This is a genomic window from Amycolatopsis plumensis (genome assembly GCF_042652605.1).
GTDB classification, from domain to species: Bacteria; Actinomycetota; Actinomycetes; order Mycobacteriales; family Pseudonocardiaceae; genus Amycolatopsis; species Amycolatopsis plumensis.
This window is the reverse complement of sequence record NZ_JBHSJY010000001.1, coordinates 8,433,665-8,449,283: the sequence shown is the minus strand read 5'-3', so window position 1 is coordinate 8,449,283 and position 15,619 is coordinate 8,433,665. Positions and strand designations below refer to the sequence as shown.

Genomic DNA, 15,619 nt, shown 5'->3' with positions numbered 1-15,619 from the left:
GGAACCAAACGATCGTGTGCTGCGGGCGGGACCGGCCGGGTTCGCGGAGCTCGCCGAGGTGCTGGGTGACGCCGTCCGCGACATCGGGGCCTGGATGGCGGAGTACGGCGGCTACGACCCGCACCCCGCCCAGGACGTGCCGCTCGAGCTGTTCCGGGAGGCGACGGCGGAGCTGCACCGGCGCCTGCGGGACAACTACCCGTTCTTCCACCCCCGCTACGCCGGGCAGATGCTCAAGCCGCCGCACCCGGCCGCCGTCGCCGGCTACCTCAGCGCGATGCTGATCAACCCGAACAACCACGCCCTCGACGGCGGTCCCGCCACCGCGGCCATGGAGAAGGAGGTGGTCGCGGACCTGGCGGCGATGTTCGGCTTCCCCCGGCACCTCGGGCACCTGACCAGCAGCGGCACGATCGCGAACCTGGAAGCCCTGTTCGTCGCCCGCGAGACGCACCCGGGCAAGGCGATCGCGCACAGCGCCGACGCCCACTACACCCACGGCCGGATGAGCCACCTGCTCGGCGTCGAGGCCGTTCCGGTGGCCACCACCGCCGCCGGAACCCTCGACCTCGACGCGCTCGAGGACCTGCTCCGCACCGGGCGCATCGGCACGGTGGTCGCGACGACCGGCACGACGGGCCTCGGCGCGGTCGACCCGGTCGCCGACGTCGTCGCCCTCGCCCGCCGGTACGGGGCCCGGGTGCACGTGGACGCGGCCTACGGCGGGTTCTTCCGGCTCATCGCCGACGACACGGCCGACGGCGTGGCCGCGGCGCCGTTCCGCGCGATCGCCGACGCCGATTCGGTGGTGATCGACCCGCACAAGCACGGCCTGCAGCCCTACGGCTGCGGTGCCGTGCTCTTCCGCGACCCGGCGGTCGCCCGCCACTACCTGCACGACTCGCCGTACACCTACTTCACGTCCGACGAGCTGCACCTCGGGGAAATCTCCCTCGAATGTTCCCGGGCCGGCGCCGCGGCCGCGGCGCTGTGGCTGACGACGCGGGTCCTTCCCCTGACCCCGGACGGCCTGGGCGCGGTGCTCCGGCCCGGGCGGCGGGCCGCGCTCGCGTGGGCCGGCCTGATCGGCGATAGCGCCGAGCTGGCGGTGTTCCAGCCGCCGCAGCTCGACATCGTCAGCTACTTCCCTCCCCGGGACACGCTTTCCGAGATCGACCGGGTCAGCGCGCACGTTCTCGAGGCCGGGATGCGCCGCGCTCCGGAGGAGGCGTTGTTCGTGGCGACGTACACCGTCAGCGGCGCCGACCTCGCCCGCCGCGGACACGCCGTGCGCGAGGACGTCCCGCGCGGACGGATCCTGCGGAGCGTCCTGATGAAGCCGGAGAGCGAAGCACACGTCCCCGGCCTGCACCGCGAAATCGTCCGGTTGAGCCGCGTATAACGCCCTATTCGGCCACGCTGGTTCGAGTACGAATGGGGGACCGGCGCCCTCCGGCGAGGTGGGGTAGGAACAGGGCATGGTGACCCTGGATCGGCTCGTGAACGTCCTCGGCGGGTACGGCGTCCGGCTGTGCTGCTGCCCGGTCTCGCGGGACGTCGCCCTCCGGGACGTGGTGATGCACGACCCGGCCGAATCCCGCGAGCTGCGCGGGGACGTCCTGCTCGCGGTCGGCGCGGAGTCCGCCGGAGCGGCCGTGGCGTCGGCGGCCGCGGCCCGGGCGTCGGTCGTCCTGGTGCGGGGCCCGGTTCCCTCGGCGCCGGCGGTGATCGCGGCCGCCGAGGCCGCGGGAGTCGCGGTGCTCGCCGTCGACCCGGAGGTGTCGTGGGGCGAGGTCGCCGGGGTCGTCTACGGGCTGGTGCTCGAAGGGCGCGAGACCGAGTCGGGGCGCGGGCCGACCGATCTGTTCGCGCTGGCCGACAGCCTGGCCGATGCACTGGGCAGCACGGTGACCATCGAGGACCAGCTGTCCCGGGTCCTGGCCTATTCCAGCCTGCAGCACGGCGCCGACCAGGTCCGGCTGGAGACGATCCTGGGCCGCCGGGTGCCGGAGCGCGCTCGCGAGCTGTTCGACCGGCGGGGCGTGTTCGCCCACCTCGCCGAGTCCGACGAGCCGCTGTTCGTCGAAGCCGCGCCGGAGCACGGGCTGGGCGGCCGGATGGCGGTCGCGGTCCGGGCCGGCCGGGAATCGCTGGGCTCGATCTGGGTCGAATGCGAGCGTCCCCTCGACGACGCGCGGCGCGCCGTGCTGCGGGACAGCTCGCGCACGGTCGGGTTGCACCTGCTGCGGTCCCGGGCGAGCGCGGACCTCGAGCGGCAGGTCGAATCGGACCTGGTGATCCGGCTGCTGGAAGGCACGCCGGACGCGGCTTCGGTGCTCAGCAGGCTGGGGCTGGCGCCCGGGCGGTTCCGGGTGGTCGCCCTGCAGGCCCACATCGCCGAGGAGCGGCACGCCGCCCTGCTGCTGGCCTTCGAGCGGGCCACGACGGGCTTCGGCTGGTCACGCCCCGGACGCAGCACGTTGTTCAGCAACACCGTCTACACCGTCCTCCCCGGCGAAGACGTCGCCGCGGCCCGGAAATGGGTCGGGACCATGCGCGACGCCCTGCCCGCCCAGGTGACGGTCGTCGCCGGGATCGGTGCCGCCGCCACCTTCGCCGAGCTGCCCGCGAGCCGGCAGGAGGCCGACGAATGCGTCGCCCTCCACGACGCGCACCCGGGCTCCGCCGCGGCGACGGTGTACGACGAGTCCTGGGACGACATCCTGGTGCAGCGGCTCCGGGCGGCCGCGGCGGCCGGCCGGGCCCCGGCCCGGGGGCCGATCTCCGACCTCGCCCGGCACGACGCGGAGAACGGCACCGGCTACCTCGCCACCTTGCGCGCGTGGCTGGAGACCCAGGGCGACCTCGGGCAGGCCGCCGAGCGGCTGGGCGTGCACCCGAACACGATCCGCTACCGGCTGCGGAAGATGGCCGAGGTCACCACCCTGCAGCTCGACGTGCCCGCGAAGCGGCTCGCGATGATCATCGAGCTCGTCGTCGCCGACCCGGCGGGTTGACCGGAACCGACAAACACACCACCCGTGCTTGTCCGGTCCGGACAAGCACCGCCCGCCCGATCCGGGTCATCCTGGCCGCATCCAGCACCACTCGCGCCACGGAGGACCTGATGCCCGAACTCGACCGGTGGGACGGCGGCCCGCGCTCGGCGATCGTGATCGGCGCCGGCGTGGTCGGTTTGTCGACCGCGTGGTTCCTGCAGGAACGCGGGGTCCGGGTGACCGTGGTCGACCGCGCCGGCATCGCCGCCGGGGCGTCCTGGGGCAACGCCGGCTGGCTTTCGCCCGGGCTCGCCATCCCGCTCAACGAACCGGGCGTGCTGCGCTACGGGCTCCGGACGGTGTTCGACCGGCAGGCGCCGCTGCACGTCCCGGCGACCCCGGACCCCCGGCTGTGGGCGTTCCTGGCCCGGTTCGCCGCGCACTGCACCGGCAGGTCGTGGACCCGCGCGGTCGAGGCCAACCTCCCGCTCAACGAGGAATGCCTCGAAGCGTTCGACGTCCTCGCCGCGAACGGGGTCGACGCCCCGACCGTCGAAGCCCCCATCACCGCGGTGTTCGAGACCGCGGGCCACGCGGCCGGGCTGCTGGCCGAACTGCGGCGCCTGCGCGAAGCCGGGCAGGAAGTCGACGCCACCGGGCTCACCGCCACCGAGCTCGTCGCCCGGTTGCCGCAGGTGAGCGCGCGCATCGGGGCCGGTGTCCGGCTCGAGGGGCAGCGGTACGTGGACCCGGGCCGGTTCGCCGAGTCGCTGGCGCGCTCGGTCGTCAGCCGCGGGGGCACGATCCGCAGCCGCTTCGCCGTCACGTCGGTGCGCCCGCACCCGCACGCGGTCGCCGTGCAGTCGGCCGCGGGGCAGACGCTGTCGGCCAACGCCGTCGTCCTGGCGACCGGCGCGTGGCTGGGCGAGCTCGGCAGGCGGTTCGGGGTCACCGTCGGGGTGCGGGCCGGGCGCGGCTACTCGTTCACCGTGCCGACGGACCACCCGGTGCCGGAGCCGGTCTACCTCCCGGACATCCGGGTGGCCTGCACGCCGTACCGCGGTGGCCTCCGGGTGGCCGGCACCATGGAGTTCCGGAAGCCGGACGCGCCGCTCGACGACGCGCGGGTCGAGGCGATCATCGCCTCCGCCCGGCCCTTCCTCACCGGGATCCGGTGGGAGGAGCGCACGGATGTCTGGGTCGGCTCCCGTCCCGTCACACCGGACGGACGCCCGGTCATCGGCGCGGCGGGCGCGCCGGGGGTGTTCGTCGCCGGCGGGCACGGCATGTGGGGGCTGACGCACGGCCCGATCACCGGGCGGCTGCTCGCCGAGCACATCACCACCGGCAAGCAGCCCGAAGCCCTCCGCCCGTTCGACCCGCTGCGGTGAACGCCGTGCATCCGGCCGCGCTGACACCGGGCGAGCGCAGCGAACTGGTCCGGCTGCGCGCCGAAAACGCGTTGCTGCGCATCGAAAAGGACCTCCTGCTGAAAGCGGCCACCGGGTTCGCCGTGGACGCCGGTGCCCTCCCGCCGGGCGCGGCCGGAAAGCCAGAGCCCCGCTGACCGACGCGGGCTCTCCGAAGTCCGTGGGGGCTGGGACCCTCCCCCCACTCGTCCAGCCCCCACGGACGCCCAGCTCGAACCCCTCCGGAAGGAGATCGCATGACCACCTCGGCTCGCCCGTGGCTGACCCCCCACACCCACCGCAGCCTGCTCCGGGAGCGGGCCGACCTGCTGCGCGCCGGGACCGCCGCCGCCGGCGACGATCCCGACGGCGTGGTGCGCGATCGCCACCGCCTGGCCCGGATCCGCCGGATCGACGACATCCTGCGCGAGGCCGTCGTCGGCGAGGACCCGCCCGACGACGGGATCGCCGAACCGGGCATGGTCCTCACCGTCCGGTACGACGACACGGACACGGCCGAGACCTTCCTGCTCGGCTCGCGCGACGAAACGACCGAGGACGAGCTCGAGGTCTACTCGCCGGAGTCGCCGCTCGGCCGCGCCCTGGCCGGCGCCGAGCCGGGGGAGCAGCGGACCTATCGGGTGCCCAACGGTGCGATCGTCCGCGTCACCCTGATCGACGCCGAGCCCTACGGACGCTTCCGGAACGTCACCGGCTGACCGTGGTCCGGACGGCCGGTCCGGTCCGTTTCGTCCACTGAGGACTGGGCGGGAAATTCCTCCATAAGGGACATAACGATCCACGGACCGGCTCCGGACCCGGCTGGAGTCTTGACGCGCCCCTGGGGTTCGTCGATAGTGATGGCTCAATCCCGAAACTGAGCCGAAGTCACAAGCCGCCGGAACTGTTAGCGCTAACATTCGTCATCGATGAACAAGGGAGTTCATGGTGCCTGCGCTGTCTTGTTGCGTCACAATCACCTTCGGCACGGAATGCCGGTTCGGCACCGCGATGCTCACCGCGCCCCGGCCGTCCGGCAGCGCATTTTCCCACCGTGTGAAGGAGATTCGATGACCCGACGATCGTGGATCCGCCGTGCCCTCTTCGCGGCAGGCGCCACCACCGGCCTCGTCGCCGGCCTGCTCGCGGCCACGGCCACGACTTCGCAGGCCGCCGTCCAGGGGCCGTGCGACATCTACGCCGCCGGCGGCACCCCGTGCGTGGCCGCGCACAGCACCACCCGTGCCCTGTATGCGGCCTACGGCGGCCCGCTGTACCAGGTGCGGCGCGCCTCCGACAACGCGACCAGGGACATCGGCGTGCTGAGCGCCGGCGGGTACGCCGACGCCGCCGCGCAGGATTCCTTCTGCGCCGGCACCAGTTGCGTCATCACGGTCATCTACGACGAGTCCGGCAAGGGCAACCACCTCACGCAGGCGCTCAGGGGGTACTGGCCCGGCCCGGCCGCGGGCGGGAACGACAACCTCGCCAACGCCTTCGAAGCGCCGGTCACGGTCGGCGGCCACAAGGCCTACGGCGTCTCCGTGGCGCCCGGCACCGGCTACCGCAACAACCACACCAACGGCATCGCGACCGGTGACCAGCCGGAGGGGATGTACGCGATCTTCGACGGCACGAACTACAACGGCGGCTGCTGCTTCGACTACGGCAACGCCGAAACGAGCGGCAACGACGACGGCAACGGCACCATGGAGGCCATCTACTTCGGCAACAACAACGGCTGGGGCTACGGCAGCGGCCCCGGTCCGTGGATCATGGCCGACCTGGAGAACGGCTTGTTCTCCGGCGTGAACCAGCACTTCAACGCGAACGACCCGACGGTCACCAACCGCTTCCAGACCGCCATCGTCAAGGGCGCCCCGAACCAGTGGGCCATCCGCGGCGGCAACGCCCAGTCGGGCAGCCTGTCCACCTACTACAGCGGCGTGCGCCCCAACGTCGCCGGCTACAACCCGATGAAGAAGCAGGGGGCCATCATCCTCGGCATTGGCGGCGACAACAGTGTCAGCGGGCGCGGCACCTTCTACGAAGGCGTGATGACTGCGGGCTACCCGTCGGACGCCACCGAGAACGCGGTCCAGGCCAACATCACCGCGGCCGGCTACAGCAGCGCCCCGACCGGCTCGGGCACCCTCACCCCCGGCGCCAAGGTGTCCCTCCGGGCGACGACCGCGTGCTGCACCTCCGACTACCTGCGCCACGACGACGCCGACGACAAGGTCGTCATCTCCGCCGTCGACGCGTCCAGCGCGGCCACCCTCAAGGCCGACGCGACCTGGATCGTCCGGGCCGGCCTGGCCAACAGTTCGTGCCTGACATTCGAGTCCGCCGACCAGCCCGGCCGGTTCCTGCGCCACTACGCGTTCCAGCTGCGGTCGAACGCCGACGACGGCGGGACCGCGTTCGCGCAGGACGCGACGTTCTGCGCCACGCCGGGCAACAGCGGCGCCGGGCGTTCGTTCCAGTCGGTCAACTACCCGGCGAAGTACATCCGGCACTACAACTTCACCGGGTACGTGGCGAGCAACGGCGGCAGCAACGCCTGGGACGCCACGACGTCGTGGGCCCAGGACACCAGCTGGCTCACCGCCACGCCCTGGAGCTGACCGGGAATCCCCTCGGCCGCGAGCACGGCTTCCCTGCAATGCCGCAGGGGGGCCGTGCTCGCTTCCACCGCCGCCGGCTCACGTGCCCTCGGGCCGGGCGAGCGCGGCGATGCGTTCCAGCGCCCGCGCGTGGCGGGCGAACGCCTGGCGCCCGGCCGGGGTCAGGCCGACCCGGGTGCGCCGGACGCCGTCACTGCGGCCCTTGTCCACCGTCACGTAACCCGCGTCGGCCAGTGCGGAAATCTGCTTGGACAGCGCGGAATCGCTGGTCTCGGCCGCGTCGCGGAGGAACCCGAACTCGACCCGGCCGGCCGGCGCGAGCAGGGCGAGGATCGCCAGCCTGGCCGGGACGTGCAGGAACTCGTCGAAGTCCGGATCCATCACCGCCCGCGCACCACCGCGCGGAAGCCCGCCCGGAGCGGGGACACCAGCGCCACCATGGTCAACGCGGTCGCCGCCGCCCCCAGCGTGTGGTGCGCGGGCAGCCCGGCCGTCACCGCGAGGACCGCGGCGGCCACCTGGAAGGCCACGCAGAGCACCAGGAACCCGGCCGCGGCCGCGAGGGACCACCCCAGTTCCGCCCCGGCGAGCCGACGGCGCACCCGGGCATCCCGGTGGGCCAGCAGCGCCGCGAGCACGGCGATGCCCAGTCCCGCCGACAGCACCAGCCGGTCCCACGGGGCCGGCAGGTCGAAGGACGCGAACACGACGAACACCGCCGACGCCGAAAGCAGGAGGTACCGCCGGGCGAACGTGTGGTCCACGTACTCGTCGACCGTGCGCCGCCCGAGGCGGTGGATCGTGTCGAGCGACTCCTGTGCGTTGGGTGACGGCATCCGTGCTCCTTCGGCCGGCAGTGACTTTCCTGAGAGGAAAGTTACCACCGGCTTTCCCGGGAGGAAAGCCGGTGGCCCGCCGGCGCGCCGGGGCAGCGGCTCAGGGTTCGGTGCCCCAGGCGAGGGTGCCGGACTGGTAGGCGGTCGCGGTGGCCAGATCGCTGAACGCCGCCGCCGCGCGGTAGCTGTAGTCGTCGGCCTGGTTCAAGGGGGACCAGTCGGCCTTGGCGACGCGGATTTGGACCTCGCCGGTGTTCGCGCCGGCGGCCAGGGTGCCGCCGGTGAAGGCGAGTTCCACGTAGGCGTCGGCGCCCGGGCGTGGCGTGGCGAGCTTGACCACGCGCAGGGTGACGTTGCCGCACCCGGCCACCGCGTAGTCGCACCAGATCTGGTAGCCCGGGTTGGTGGCGTCGCCGGTGAACCAGTAGCGCGCGGTGACGCCGTTCAGCGCGACCGGCGTGCTGCCCCGGTTGACGATCTGCAGGCTGGTGCGGATCTGATTGTCGGAGGCGGCGCTACTGGAGCGCTGCTGGACGGCGAGCGAGCCGGTGCCCGGGTTGCCGCCGCCGGTCGTGGTGGTGACCGAGACCGGGCTGCCGGCCGCGGACAGGTTGCCGGCGGCGTCCCGGGCGCGGACCGAGAACGTGTACGCCGTGCCGGGCGTCAGGCCGGTGACCTGGTAGGAAGTGCCAGTGGTGCTGCCGATCGCCGCGCCGGCCGCATCGAGCACGTCGTAGCCCGCGACGCCCACGTCGTCGGTGGCGGCGGTCCAGGTGAGACCGACGCTGGTGCTGCCGGCGGTGGCGGTGACCCCGGTCGGCGCGGACGGCGGCGTGGTATCCACCGTGGACGGTCCCGGCGGGGTGCCCCACACGACGGTGGAACCCTGGGCGAGCACCAGCCGCGAGGCGTCCGCGGGCGCGGATCCGCTCGGGGCGAGGCCGGTGTGCGACCAGTCGTTCGCGGAGTCCCAGGTGCCGGTGCTGCTGATCCGGAACTGCACTTCCTTGCGGTAGCGGGATTGCCCGCCGGGGGCGACCCCGCCCGAGCACGTCACCTCGACGTAGTACACCGCGCCGGAGAACGGGCGGATGGCCGGCGCGTCGCACTGGTTGTAGGCCGAGGTGACGGAAACCTGGCCGGGCGTGGTGGCACCGTCGAGGGTGAAGTAGTAGCGCAGCGAGCCGGTGAACGTCCGGGCCGGCCACGCCGACTTGTTGAGCACGTACGCCTTCACCTCGGTGAACGTGCCGCCGTCGGGCTGGTTCAGGGCACCCTGCGCCAGCAGCTCCGGACCGTCCGGCGTTTCCTTCGGCGGGAAGGAGGCCAGCGGCGTGCCGCCGTACTCGCCGTAGAGGCGGGCCAGCGCGCCGGTGAAGCCGGCGTTGTAGTCGAGGGCCACCTCGTTCATGGTGTAGTTGGTGCGGTCGTCGGTGTAGGAGTCGTTGGCCGAGCTGGGGCCGCCGACGAGCGCGCCGTAGAGGGTGTGCCGGCTCTGCGCCGGCTCGTTGATGTTGTCGGCCCAGGAGCCGTGTGCGGTGCGGTGGTGCGGGTTGCGGGGCGGGTTGACACCGAATCCGACTTCGAAGCTCGCGCCGCGCGGGTTGTCGCCGAGCGCGTAGTCGATCTGCCGGACGCCGAAGTCGTGGTAGGTCGTGGCGCGCGTGGGATCGGTGGCGCGCAACGAGTCCGCGTACGTGAGGGCGACGAAAGCGGTGTTCGCCGCGTACCGCAGCGAGCCCCACTGGTCGAGCACGGCCTGGCCGCCGGGGGAGTAGGGCACGCGCTGGCCGTTGACGCCGGTGGTCCACCAGTCCAGCCAGCGGTTGGCGTCGGCGATGTACTCGGGGTCGTGGGTGAGCTGGGCGAGCAGGACGTAGGCGCCGTAGGACTTGTCGTCCCAGGCCAGCGTCCAGCGGTAGGAGCGGGTGGTGGTCTGCGGCTCGGTGCCCAGCTTCTCGTACTCGGCGCGCGCCTTCGTCAGGTAGCTGCTGTCGCCGGTGGCCTTGTAGAGCCAGATCGCGCCCCACACGAGCTCGTCCTGGTAGCCGCTCCAGGACTTGTAGAAGCTCTGGGCGTCGGTGATGCAGTTGGAGTAGGCGCCCCGGTGGTTGTCGGCGAAGGAGTACAGCTGCTTGGCGTGGGTGAGCAGGGTGGCCGCGTAGGTGGGGTCGCCGCCCTGGAACACCATCGAGCCGGCGGCCAGCTGCGCGGCGGCCTCGCCGGCGAGGTCGGAGCCGGGGCAGGAGTCGTCGATGCGGTAGGCGGGCCGCGCCATCGTCATCGTTTCGGCCGGGCCCCACCACTTGTGGTCGTCGTCGCCCTTGCCGACCTGGCCGTAGAGCACGTCGGGCTGCGGGTGCGCCTTGATCAGCCAGTCGGCGCCCCAGCGCAGGTTCGACAGCAGGTACGGCCACTGGCCGGAGTTCTGGTAGGCCGTGCGGTTCTCGAGCGCGCCCCAGGCGAGCATGGTCATGCTGAACTCGAACGGCAGCCCGAACTTGACGTGGTCACCGGCGTCGTAGAAGCCGCCGGTGAGGTCGAGGCCGACGTCCTTGCCGTCGTTCAGGGCGGAGGGGCCCCGCCAGGAGACGCGGTTGTCGGCCGGCAGGTTGCCGGAGCGCTGGGCGTCGTAGAACCAGACGGCCTTCTGCAGGGCCTCGCCGTAGTTGAACTTCCCCGCGGCGGCGGACTGACCCGTGACGACCAGGGTCAGGCCGAGCACGAGCACCGCCACGATGGCCTGGGCTGCCGCCTTCGTCGTTGAAGAGCGCACTCCGCCTCCTCGGTTCTGGGAGCGCTTCCAGAGGGAGGGTAAGGAGCGGAGGTCGGGGGTGTAAAGGACTGGTTGCCGAGGTAGGCGAAACGGCGGCTTTGTCACGGCCGTCCGGCGTAGCGCGGGGCGTGGGTGGAGTTGTCAGGAGGCGTGAGAGCAACTCGATTCTGGGAGCGCTCCTACAGACTTCGGCAGCACCGGCGTACCGGCGATGGGCGAGCTCCTCAGCGGGTGGGCAGGTCGATCTCGGCGTGCCGGTCGGCGAGCGTCCGGGCGAGGTCGGCCAGCTTGACGTTGAGGTCCTGGGACGTTCGCCTCAGTACGTCGAACGCGGCGTCCGCGGAGACGCCTCGCCGCGCCATGATGATCCCTTTGGCCTGGCCGATCACGTCGCGGCTGTCGATGGCTTTGCGCAGGTGGGCGGCCTGCAGTTCGGCGCGGGTGACGGCGTCGGTGGCCGCCAGGGCGAGGGAGGCGTGCGTCGCGAGCAGCAGCAGGACGTCGCGGTCGGCTTCGTCGAGTCCGTGCCGGGAGCGGGAGTAGACGTTGAGGGCGCCGCGGGACTCCCCGGTGGGCGGTCCGCTGATGAGCGCGGTGGAGACGACGGAGCCCATCCCGAGTTGCGCGGCGGCCGGGGCCCAGCGGGGCCAGCGCGGTTCGGCCGCCAGGTCCGGGGCGATCGCCACGGCCGGGCCGCCGGGCTCGGCGGATTCGACGCAGGGCCCCTCCCGGAACCGGTACTGCAGCCGGTCGAGTTCGGTGGCGACCTCGTCGGTCTCGGCGGGGGTGTGGAAGTGGCCCTCGGTGTCGAGCACGGTGAAGCTGGCGAGCTCGGCGGCCGGGACCATCACCGTGGTCGCCTCGAGCACGCGCTGCAGGACGTCTTCCACGGTCGGGGCGGTGAGCAGGGTGCGCGTCAGCTGGGCGAACTGGTGGGCCAGCGGCCCCGGCGCGACGGGCTCGAGGCCGGCGGCGAACCGCTCTTTGTCACGCTGCCAATCCTGGTCACTGCTCATGCCGGTCTCCCCGAGTCGCTGTGGAAGACGGCTGCCTTCTCAACCATCGCGACGACCAACGTAGCCCGCCGGGCGCCACGTCGCCACGGGTCGGGCAAGACCGCCCGGGCCACGCGCGACCTCAGCGCAGGCGGGCCACCAGCGCCAGCCAGGTCTCGGCCTCGGCGCGGTCGGTGTGGAGAGGCAGGATGCGGTCGAGCCGCAGCAGCTTGACCGGGCGGATCACCGCCCGCTGGGTGGCGACGATCGCGCAGGGGATTCCGCGGGCGTGGGCGTTGGTGACGGCCTCCAGCAGGGCGGACAGCGCGCCGGAGGAGCAGAACCCGACCGCGTCGAGGTCGATGATCAGCGCGGTGGGCCGTGACTTCAACGCGGCGTCCAGCTGGTTCCGCAGGCGGGGGGTGGTGGCCAGGTCGAGTTCGCCCTCGACCGTCACGATCGACGCGTCCGTCGTGGTGGTCACGGTGATGTCCGTGCGTGCGTGGTGCCCTGGGTCGAGATCGCGGGGGGTGGCGATGCCGGGCATGGTTGGCCTCTCGTCGTGCGGGAGGCCAAGGGTTCACCGTGCCTCCCGCGTTTCCGGCCCGCGGGTGGACGGGCCGGACCGGTGGGGGGCGGCTGGTGGCTCAACCGCTGCGTCGCGTTGGGCATACTGCCCAGCCCGCGGGAAACTCAATCAACACGGCTGCTGCGGCGGGACACCCACAGCAGGACCAGGGCCGCGCAACCGTCGAGGGCGACGCAGATCCGGATGCCGCCGCGGGTACCGAACGACTCGGCGAGCACGCCGCCCGCCACCTCCTTTCCTGCCCGGTGCCCCGGGGTGTGAAGCCCGGTCGAGGAGGATCGTGGCAACGGACGTGGACAATCCGTCGGCAGCCGGTGCAGCGCAGGTCGGCGGCCCGTGGCGCGTGAGCCACCGGCACGGCCCGGCCGCGGCGGGTGGCCCGGCGGCCGATTCCTTTCTCCGGTGGCGGCGGTCTTCCTGTCGGTACGGCCGCGAGCCGGCCGCGAAGCCACCGAAAAGGAGAGCCGTGAGCATTCCCGCCACCATGCGCGCCCTGGAACAGACCACCCTGAAGGGGCCGCAGGACATGCGCCTGATCACCGGCGTGCCCGTGCCGGAGCCCGGCCGGGGCGAGGTGCTGATCCGGGTCGTGGCCGCCGGGGTCAACTTCGCCGACGTCTCGAAGGCCTGCGGCACCTTCGGGGACGGTCCGCAGCCGCCGTACCGGGCGGGTTTCGAGGCGGTGGGCGAGGTCGTCGCGACGGGTGAGGCGGTGACCGGCCCGGCGCCGGGGACGTACGTCACCGGCGTCGGCGACGGGGCCTTCGCCGAGTACCTGGTGCTGCCCGCGGCGGCCGCGATGCCGGTACCGGCCGGGTGGCGTGCGGAGCAGGCGCTCGGCCTCGCCGTGAACTGGCCCACCGCGCTCGCCGCGCTCAAGCCGCTCGGCCGGGTGGCGGCCGGGGAGACCGTGGTCGTCCCCGCGGCGGCGGGCGCGACCGGCCGGGCGGCGCTGACCCTGGCCAAGCACTACGGCGCGACGGTCGTCGCCACCGCCTCGCCGGCCAAGCACGAGACCGTGCTGGCGCTGGGGGCGGACCACGTCCTGGACTCCCGCGACGGCGACTTCGCCGCCGAGGTGCGGCGCCTGACCGGCGGTGCCGGAGCCGACGTCGTGCTGGAATCGGCCGGCGGGGCCGCGTTCGCCGAGAGCCTGGCCGCGGCCAAGCCGGTCACCGGGCGGGTCGTCGTCTACGGCCTGGCGGGCGGGGAAGCATCGCTGACCAACTGGGAGCTCGTGTACCGGCACCAGGTGCAGGTCATCGGCTTGAACATCGGCACGCTGATCCGGTCCGCGCCCGCGATCTTCGGCGAAGTGATGGGTGAGCTGGCCGCGCTGATCGCGGCCGGGGTGGTCGGTCCGGCGGAGCCGGTGGCGTATGAGCTGGCCGAGGGTTCTCGCGCGTTGGCGGACTTGGCTGCTCGGGCGACGGTGGGCAAGGTGGCGCTGCTGCCGTGACCGGGGCGCCCGCGCCCGGCTCCGAGACCGGCCCGCCATGGGCGATCGCGATGCCCGCTGACCTGTGCTTCGATTCCTTTTCCGTGGTGTCCCGGTCGTACCGGAAGGAAGGATGCCGACCGGCGGGAACGAGGAGCAGCGCATGGCAAGCAGGCAATCCGCGGAGGCCCGCGACCAGGACCGGTTCGCGGCCGAGACCGGCGAGTACCGCCGGGAGCTGCTGGCGCACTGCTACCGCATGGCCGGCTCGGCGCACGACGCCGAGGACCTGGTGCAGGAAACCTACCTGCGGGCGTGGCGGTCCTACGCCGGTTTCGAGGGGCGTGCGTCGATCCGGTCCTGGCTCTACGCCATCGCGACCAACGTCTGCCTGACCGCGCTGGAGCCGCGTCGCAACCGGGTGCTGCCCTCGGGGCTGGGCGGTCCCAGCGACGGACCCGATCGGCCGCCGGTCGCGGCCGCGCCGGGTTCGGTGTCCTGGCTGGAGCCGGTGCCGGACCACTGGGTCGCCGACCCGGCGGCGGCCGTGGTCGCCCGCGAGTCCGTGCGGCTCGCGCTGGTCGTCAGCCTGCAGAGCCTGCCGGCCCGGCAGCGCGCGATCCTGCTCCTGCGGGAAGTGCTGGCGTTCACCGCGCCCGAAACGGCCCGCATCCTCGGCACCACCACGGCGGCGGTGAAAAGCGGTCTCCAGCGGGCCCGGGCCCGCCTCGACGAGCTCGAACCCCCGGCCGGGGACGTGCTCGAACCCGCCGACCCGCGGGCGCGGGCGTTGCTCGAGGGCTACATCGCGGCGTTCGAACGCTCCGACGCCGGCCTGCTGGAGCAGGTTTTGCGCACCGACGCCACACTGGAGGCGACCCCGTTCCGCGACTGGTACGCGGGCCGGGTGGCGTGCCTCGCCCTGCTCGGCAGGTACGTCATGGGCGAGCCGGGCGACTGGCGGATGACCGCCACCACGGCCAACGGCCAGCCTGCCGCCGCCGTTTACCACCGCGACACCGGCGGCGTCCACCGGGCGCACGGCATCGTGGTGCTGACCGCGACGGCCACCGGTGTCTCCCGCGTGGTCGAGTTCCACGACCCGGCGCTGGTCACCACGTTCGGCTTTGCCGGGGAGCTCGCTCATCGGCGACCGTAGTGGCGGAGGAACAGCGCTTCGGCCATCGCGCGGTGGGCGGGACCGCCGGTGACGGCCGCGAACGGCTCCCCGATCGGAGACGAGCGGCGGCGGATCCGATGGTGGCCGCGCCCGGTCCCCGGGTCGTCACCCGGCGCGGGCGAAAGCCGGGCCGCGGGGGTACGGGTCCCGGCCGTCGCGCACTGTGACGTAGGTCGCCGCGGTGGACCAAGGGCTGGTAGGAGGGTCGTCCGGCGTTCCGGGAGGGTTTGGGTCGCCCGGCTCCGGAATGATCGGGGCCGCTGATCCGTTCCTGGTTGGGGCAGGGGGTTCAAACCGTGAGCCGGCCTGAGAACCGGTTTTCTCCAGCACGAACGGAACCCCGCTGCATGTCTCCCTTTTCTCCGCCCGCAGGCGTTCGCACCACGAGAACCCGTCAAGGGCCCCCGGTACTGGCGCTGACCGGGGAGTTCGACCACGCGACACTGGGGCGGCCGGCGCTCGCCCTGACCGAATTGCTGGGTGAAGCCGCCGACGTGCTCGTCCTCGACCTGACCGACGTGACGTTCGGGAGCGCGGGCATGGTCACGATGCTGCTGGCCGCGCGAGCCCACGCGACCGAGCGCGGCACCGACTTCCGGGTGGTCACCGGGCGCAACCGGATCGTCGAACGGCTGCTGGACCTGACGGCGTCGCGCCCGGCTCTCGACACCTACCCCGACCTGGCCACCGCGCTCGACGCCATGAGTTCCGCCCGGTTCGTGGAGCTGGCCGAACGGATGTGGACCAGCGCGGCGTAGCCCGCCTGCTTC

At 72.9% G+C, this 15,619-nt stretch carries 14 protein-coding genes; 9 read left to right on the top strand and 5 right to left on the bottom strand.

What is annotated here, in order from left to right:
* The first annotated feature begins 94 nt into the window (after nt 1–94).
* The 6 genes from ACFPLC_RS40605 (at nt 95) to ACFPLC_RS40580 (ending at nt 7,035) form a co-directional block, all read left to right on the top strand.
* Entirely contained in the window at nt 95–1,402 is a 1,308-nt protein-coding gene (locus ACFPLC_RS40605; RefSeq protein WP_378206124.1) for a pyridoxal phosphate-dependent decarboxylase family protein, read from the top strand.
* Between the two features lie 76 nt (nt 1,403–1,478).
* On the top strand, nt 1,479–3,017 hold the full coding sequence (locus tag ACFPLC_RS40600) for a PucR family transcriptional regulator (protein WP_378206042.1): 1,539 nt from the start codon (nt 1,479–1,481) through the stop codon (nt 3,015–3,017).
* Nucleotides 3,018–3,127: 110 nt separating this feature from the next.
* Nucleotides 3,128–4,390 (top strand): NAD(P)/FAD-dependent oxidoreductase, encoded by a 1,263-nt coding sequence (locus ACFPLC_RS40595; RefSeq protein WP_378206045.1) that lies wholly within the window; start codon nt 3,128–3,130, stop codon nt 4,388–4,390.
* Nucleotides 4,387–4,566 carry a hypothetical protein gene (locus tag ACFPLC_RS40590; protein ID WP_378206048.1) on the top strand — a complete coding sequence of 60 codons (180 nt, stop codon included), beginning with the start codon at nt 4,387–4,389 and terminating at the stop codon, nt 4,564–4,566. Before ACFPLC_RS40595 ends, ACFPLC_RS40590 begins: the two co-directional genes overlap by 4 nt.
* 99 nt (nt 4,567–4,665) lie before the next feature.
* On the top strand, nt 4,666–5,127 hold the full coding sequence (locus tag ACFPLC_RS40585; protein ID WP_378206050.1) for a GreA/GreB family elongation factor: 462 nt from the start codon (nt 4,666–4,668) through the stop codon (nt 5,125–5,127).
* A 351-nt stretch (nt 5,128–5,478) separates the two neighbouring features.
* Nucleotides 5,479–7,035 carry an alpha-L-arabinofuranosidase B gene (locus ACFPLC_RS40580; protein WP_378206053.1) on the top strand — a complete coding sequence of 519 codons (1,557 nt, stop codon included), beginning with the start codon at nt 5,479–5,481 and terminating at the stop codon, nt 7,033–7,035.
* A 78-nt stretch (nt 7,036–7,113) separates the two neighbouring features.
* Here the strand turns inward: ACFPLC_RS40580 and ACFPLC_RS40575 are convergent, their stop codons facing one another.
* The 5 genes from ACFPLC_RS40575 to ACFPLC_RS40555 form a co-directional block, all read right to left on the bottom strand.
* Nucleotides 7,114–7,416 (bottom strand): transcriptional regulator, encoded by a 303-nt coding sequence (locus tag ACFPLC_RS40575; protein WP_378206056.1) that lies wholly within the window; start codon nt 7,414–7,416, stop codon nt 7,114–7,116.
* Nucleotides 7,416–7,871, bottom strand: coding sequence for a hypothetical protein (locus tag ACFPLC_RS40570; protein WP_378206058.1), 456 nt, complete (start codon nt 7,869–7,871; stop codon nt 7,416–7,418). The genes ACFPLC_RS40575 and ACFPLC_RS40570 overlap by 1 nt, the downstream gene beginning before the upstream one ends.
* 100 nt (nt 7,872–7,971) lie before the next feature.
* Nucleotides 7,972–10,647 (bottom strand): glycoside hydrolase family 9 protein, encoded by a 2,676-nt coding sequence (locus ACFPLC_RS40565; RefSeq protein ID WP_378206061.1) that lies wholly within the window; start codon nt 10,645–10,647, stop codon nt 7,972–7,974.
* Between the two features lie 224 nt (nt 10,648–10,871).
* The gene (locus ACFPLC_RS40560; RefSeq protein WP_378206064.1) at nt 10,872–11,663 is read right to left on the bottom strand and encodes a GAF and ANTAR domain-containing protein; all 792 of its coding nucleotides are present in this window, start codon (nt 11,661–11,663) and stop codon (nt 10,872–10,874) included.
* A 121-nt stretch (nt 11,664–11,784) separates the two neighbouring features.
* Complete coding sequence (locus ACFPLC_RS40555) at nt 11,785–12,126, bottom strand: STAS domain-containing protein (protein ID WP_378206067.1); 342 nt, start codon at nt 12,124–12,126, stop codon at nt 11,785–11,787.
* A 385-nt stretch (nt 12,127–12,511) separates the two neighbouring features.
* On the opposite strand from ACFPLC_RS40555, the gene ACFPLC_RS40550 reads away from it, so the two are divergent.
* The 3 genes from ACFPLC_RS40550 to ACFPLC_RS40540 all read left to right on the top strand — a co-directional run bounded on the left by ACFPLC_RS40550 (nt 12,512) and on the right by ACFPLC_RS40540 (nt 15,607).
* Entirely contained in the window at nt 12,512–13,690 is a 1,179-nt protein-coding gene (locus ACFPLC_RS40550; protein WP_378236104.1) for a zinc-binding dehydrogenase, read from the top strand.
* Between the two features lie 142 nt (nt 13,691–13,832).
* Nucleotides 13,833–14,828 (top strand): RNA polymerase subunit sigma-70, encoded by a 996-nt coding sequence (locus ACFPLC_RS40545; RefSeq protein WP_378206076.1) that lies wholly within the window; start codon nt 13,833–13,835, stop codon nt 14,826–14,828.
* 368 nt (nt 14,829–15,196) lie between these two features.
* Nucleotides 15,197–15,607 (top strand): STAS domain-containing protein, encoded by a 411-nt coding sequence (locus tag ACFPLC_RS40540; protein ID WP_378206079.1) that lies wholly within the window; start codon nt 15,197–15,199, stop codon nt 15,605–15,607.
* The last annotated feature ends 12 nt before the right edge of the window (nt 15,608–15,619 follow it).

What these genes read in the sequence shown, in the direction of transcription:
- ACFPLC_RS40595 (WP_378206045.1), top strand. Translation starts at nt 3,128, where the DNA reads ATGCCCGAACTCGACCGGTGGGACGGCGGCCCGCGCTCGGCGATCGTG.
- ACFPLC_RS40560 (WP_378206064.1), bottom strand. Translation starts at nt 11,663, where the DNA reads ATGAGCAGTGACCAGGATTGGCAGCGTGACAAAGAGCGGTTCGCCGCC.
- ACFPLC_RS40540 (WP_378206079.1), top strand. Translation starts at nt 15,197, where the DNA reads ATGTCTCCCTTTTCTCCGCCCGCAGGCGTTCGCACCACGAGAACCCGT.
- ACFPLC_RS40585 (WP_378206050.1), top strand. Translation starts at nt 4,666, where the DNA reads ATGACCACCTCGGCTCGCCCGTGGCTGACCCCCCACACCCACCGCAGC.
- ACFPLC_RS40605 (WP_378206124.1), top strand. Translation starts at nt 95, where the DNA reads ATGGCGGAGTACGGCGGCTACGACCCGCACCCCGCCCAGGACGTGCCG.
- ACFPLC_RS40580 (WP_378206053.1), top strand. Translation starts at nt 5,479, where the DNA reads ATGACCCGACGATCGTGGATCCGCCGTGCCCTCTTCGCGGCAGGCGCC.
- ACFPLC_RS40575 (WP_378206056.1), bottom strand. Translation starts at nt 7,416, where the DNA reads ATGGATCCGGACTTCGACGAGTTCCTGCACGTCCCGGCCAGGCTGGCG.
- ACFPLC_RS40545 (WP_378206076.1), top strand. Translation starts at nt 13,833, where the DNA reads ATGGCAAGCAGGCAATCCGCGGAGGCCCGCGACCAGGACCGGTTCGCG.
- ACFPLC_RS40600 (WP_378206042.1), top strand. Translation starts at nt 1,479, where the DNA reads ATGGTGACCCTGGATCGGCTCGTGAACGTCCTCGGCGGGTACGGCGTC.
- ACFPLC_RS40570 (WP_378206058.1), bottom strand. Translation starts at nt 7,871, where the DNA reads ATGCCGTCACCCAACGCACAGGAGTCGCTCGACACGATCCACCGCCTC.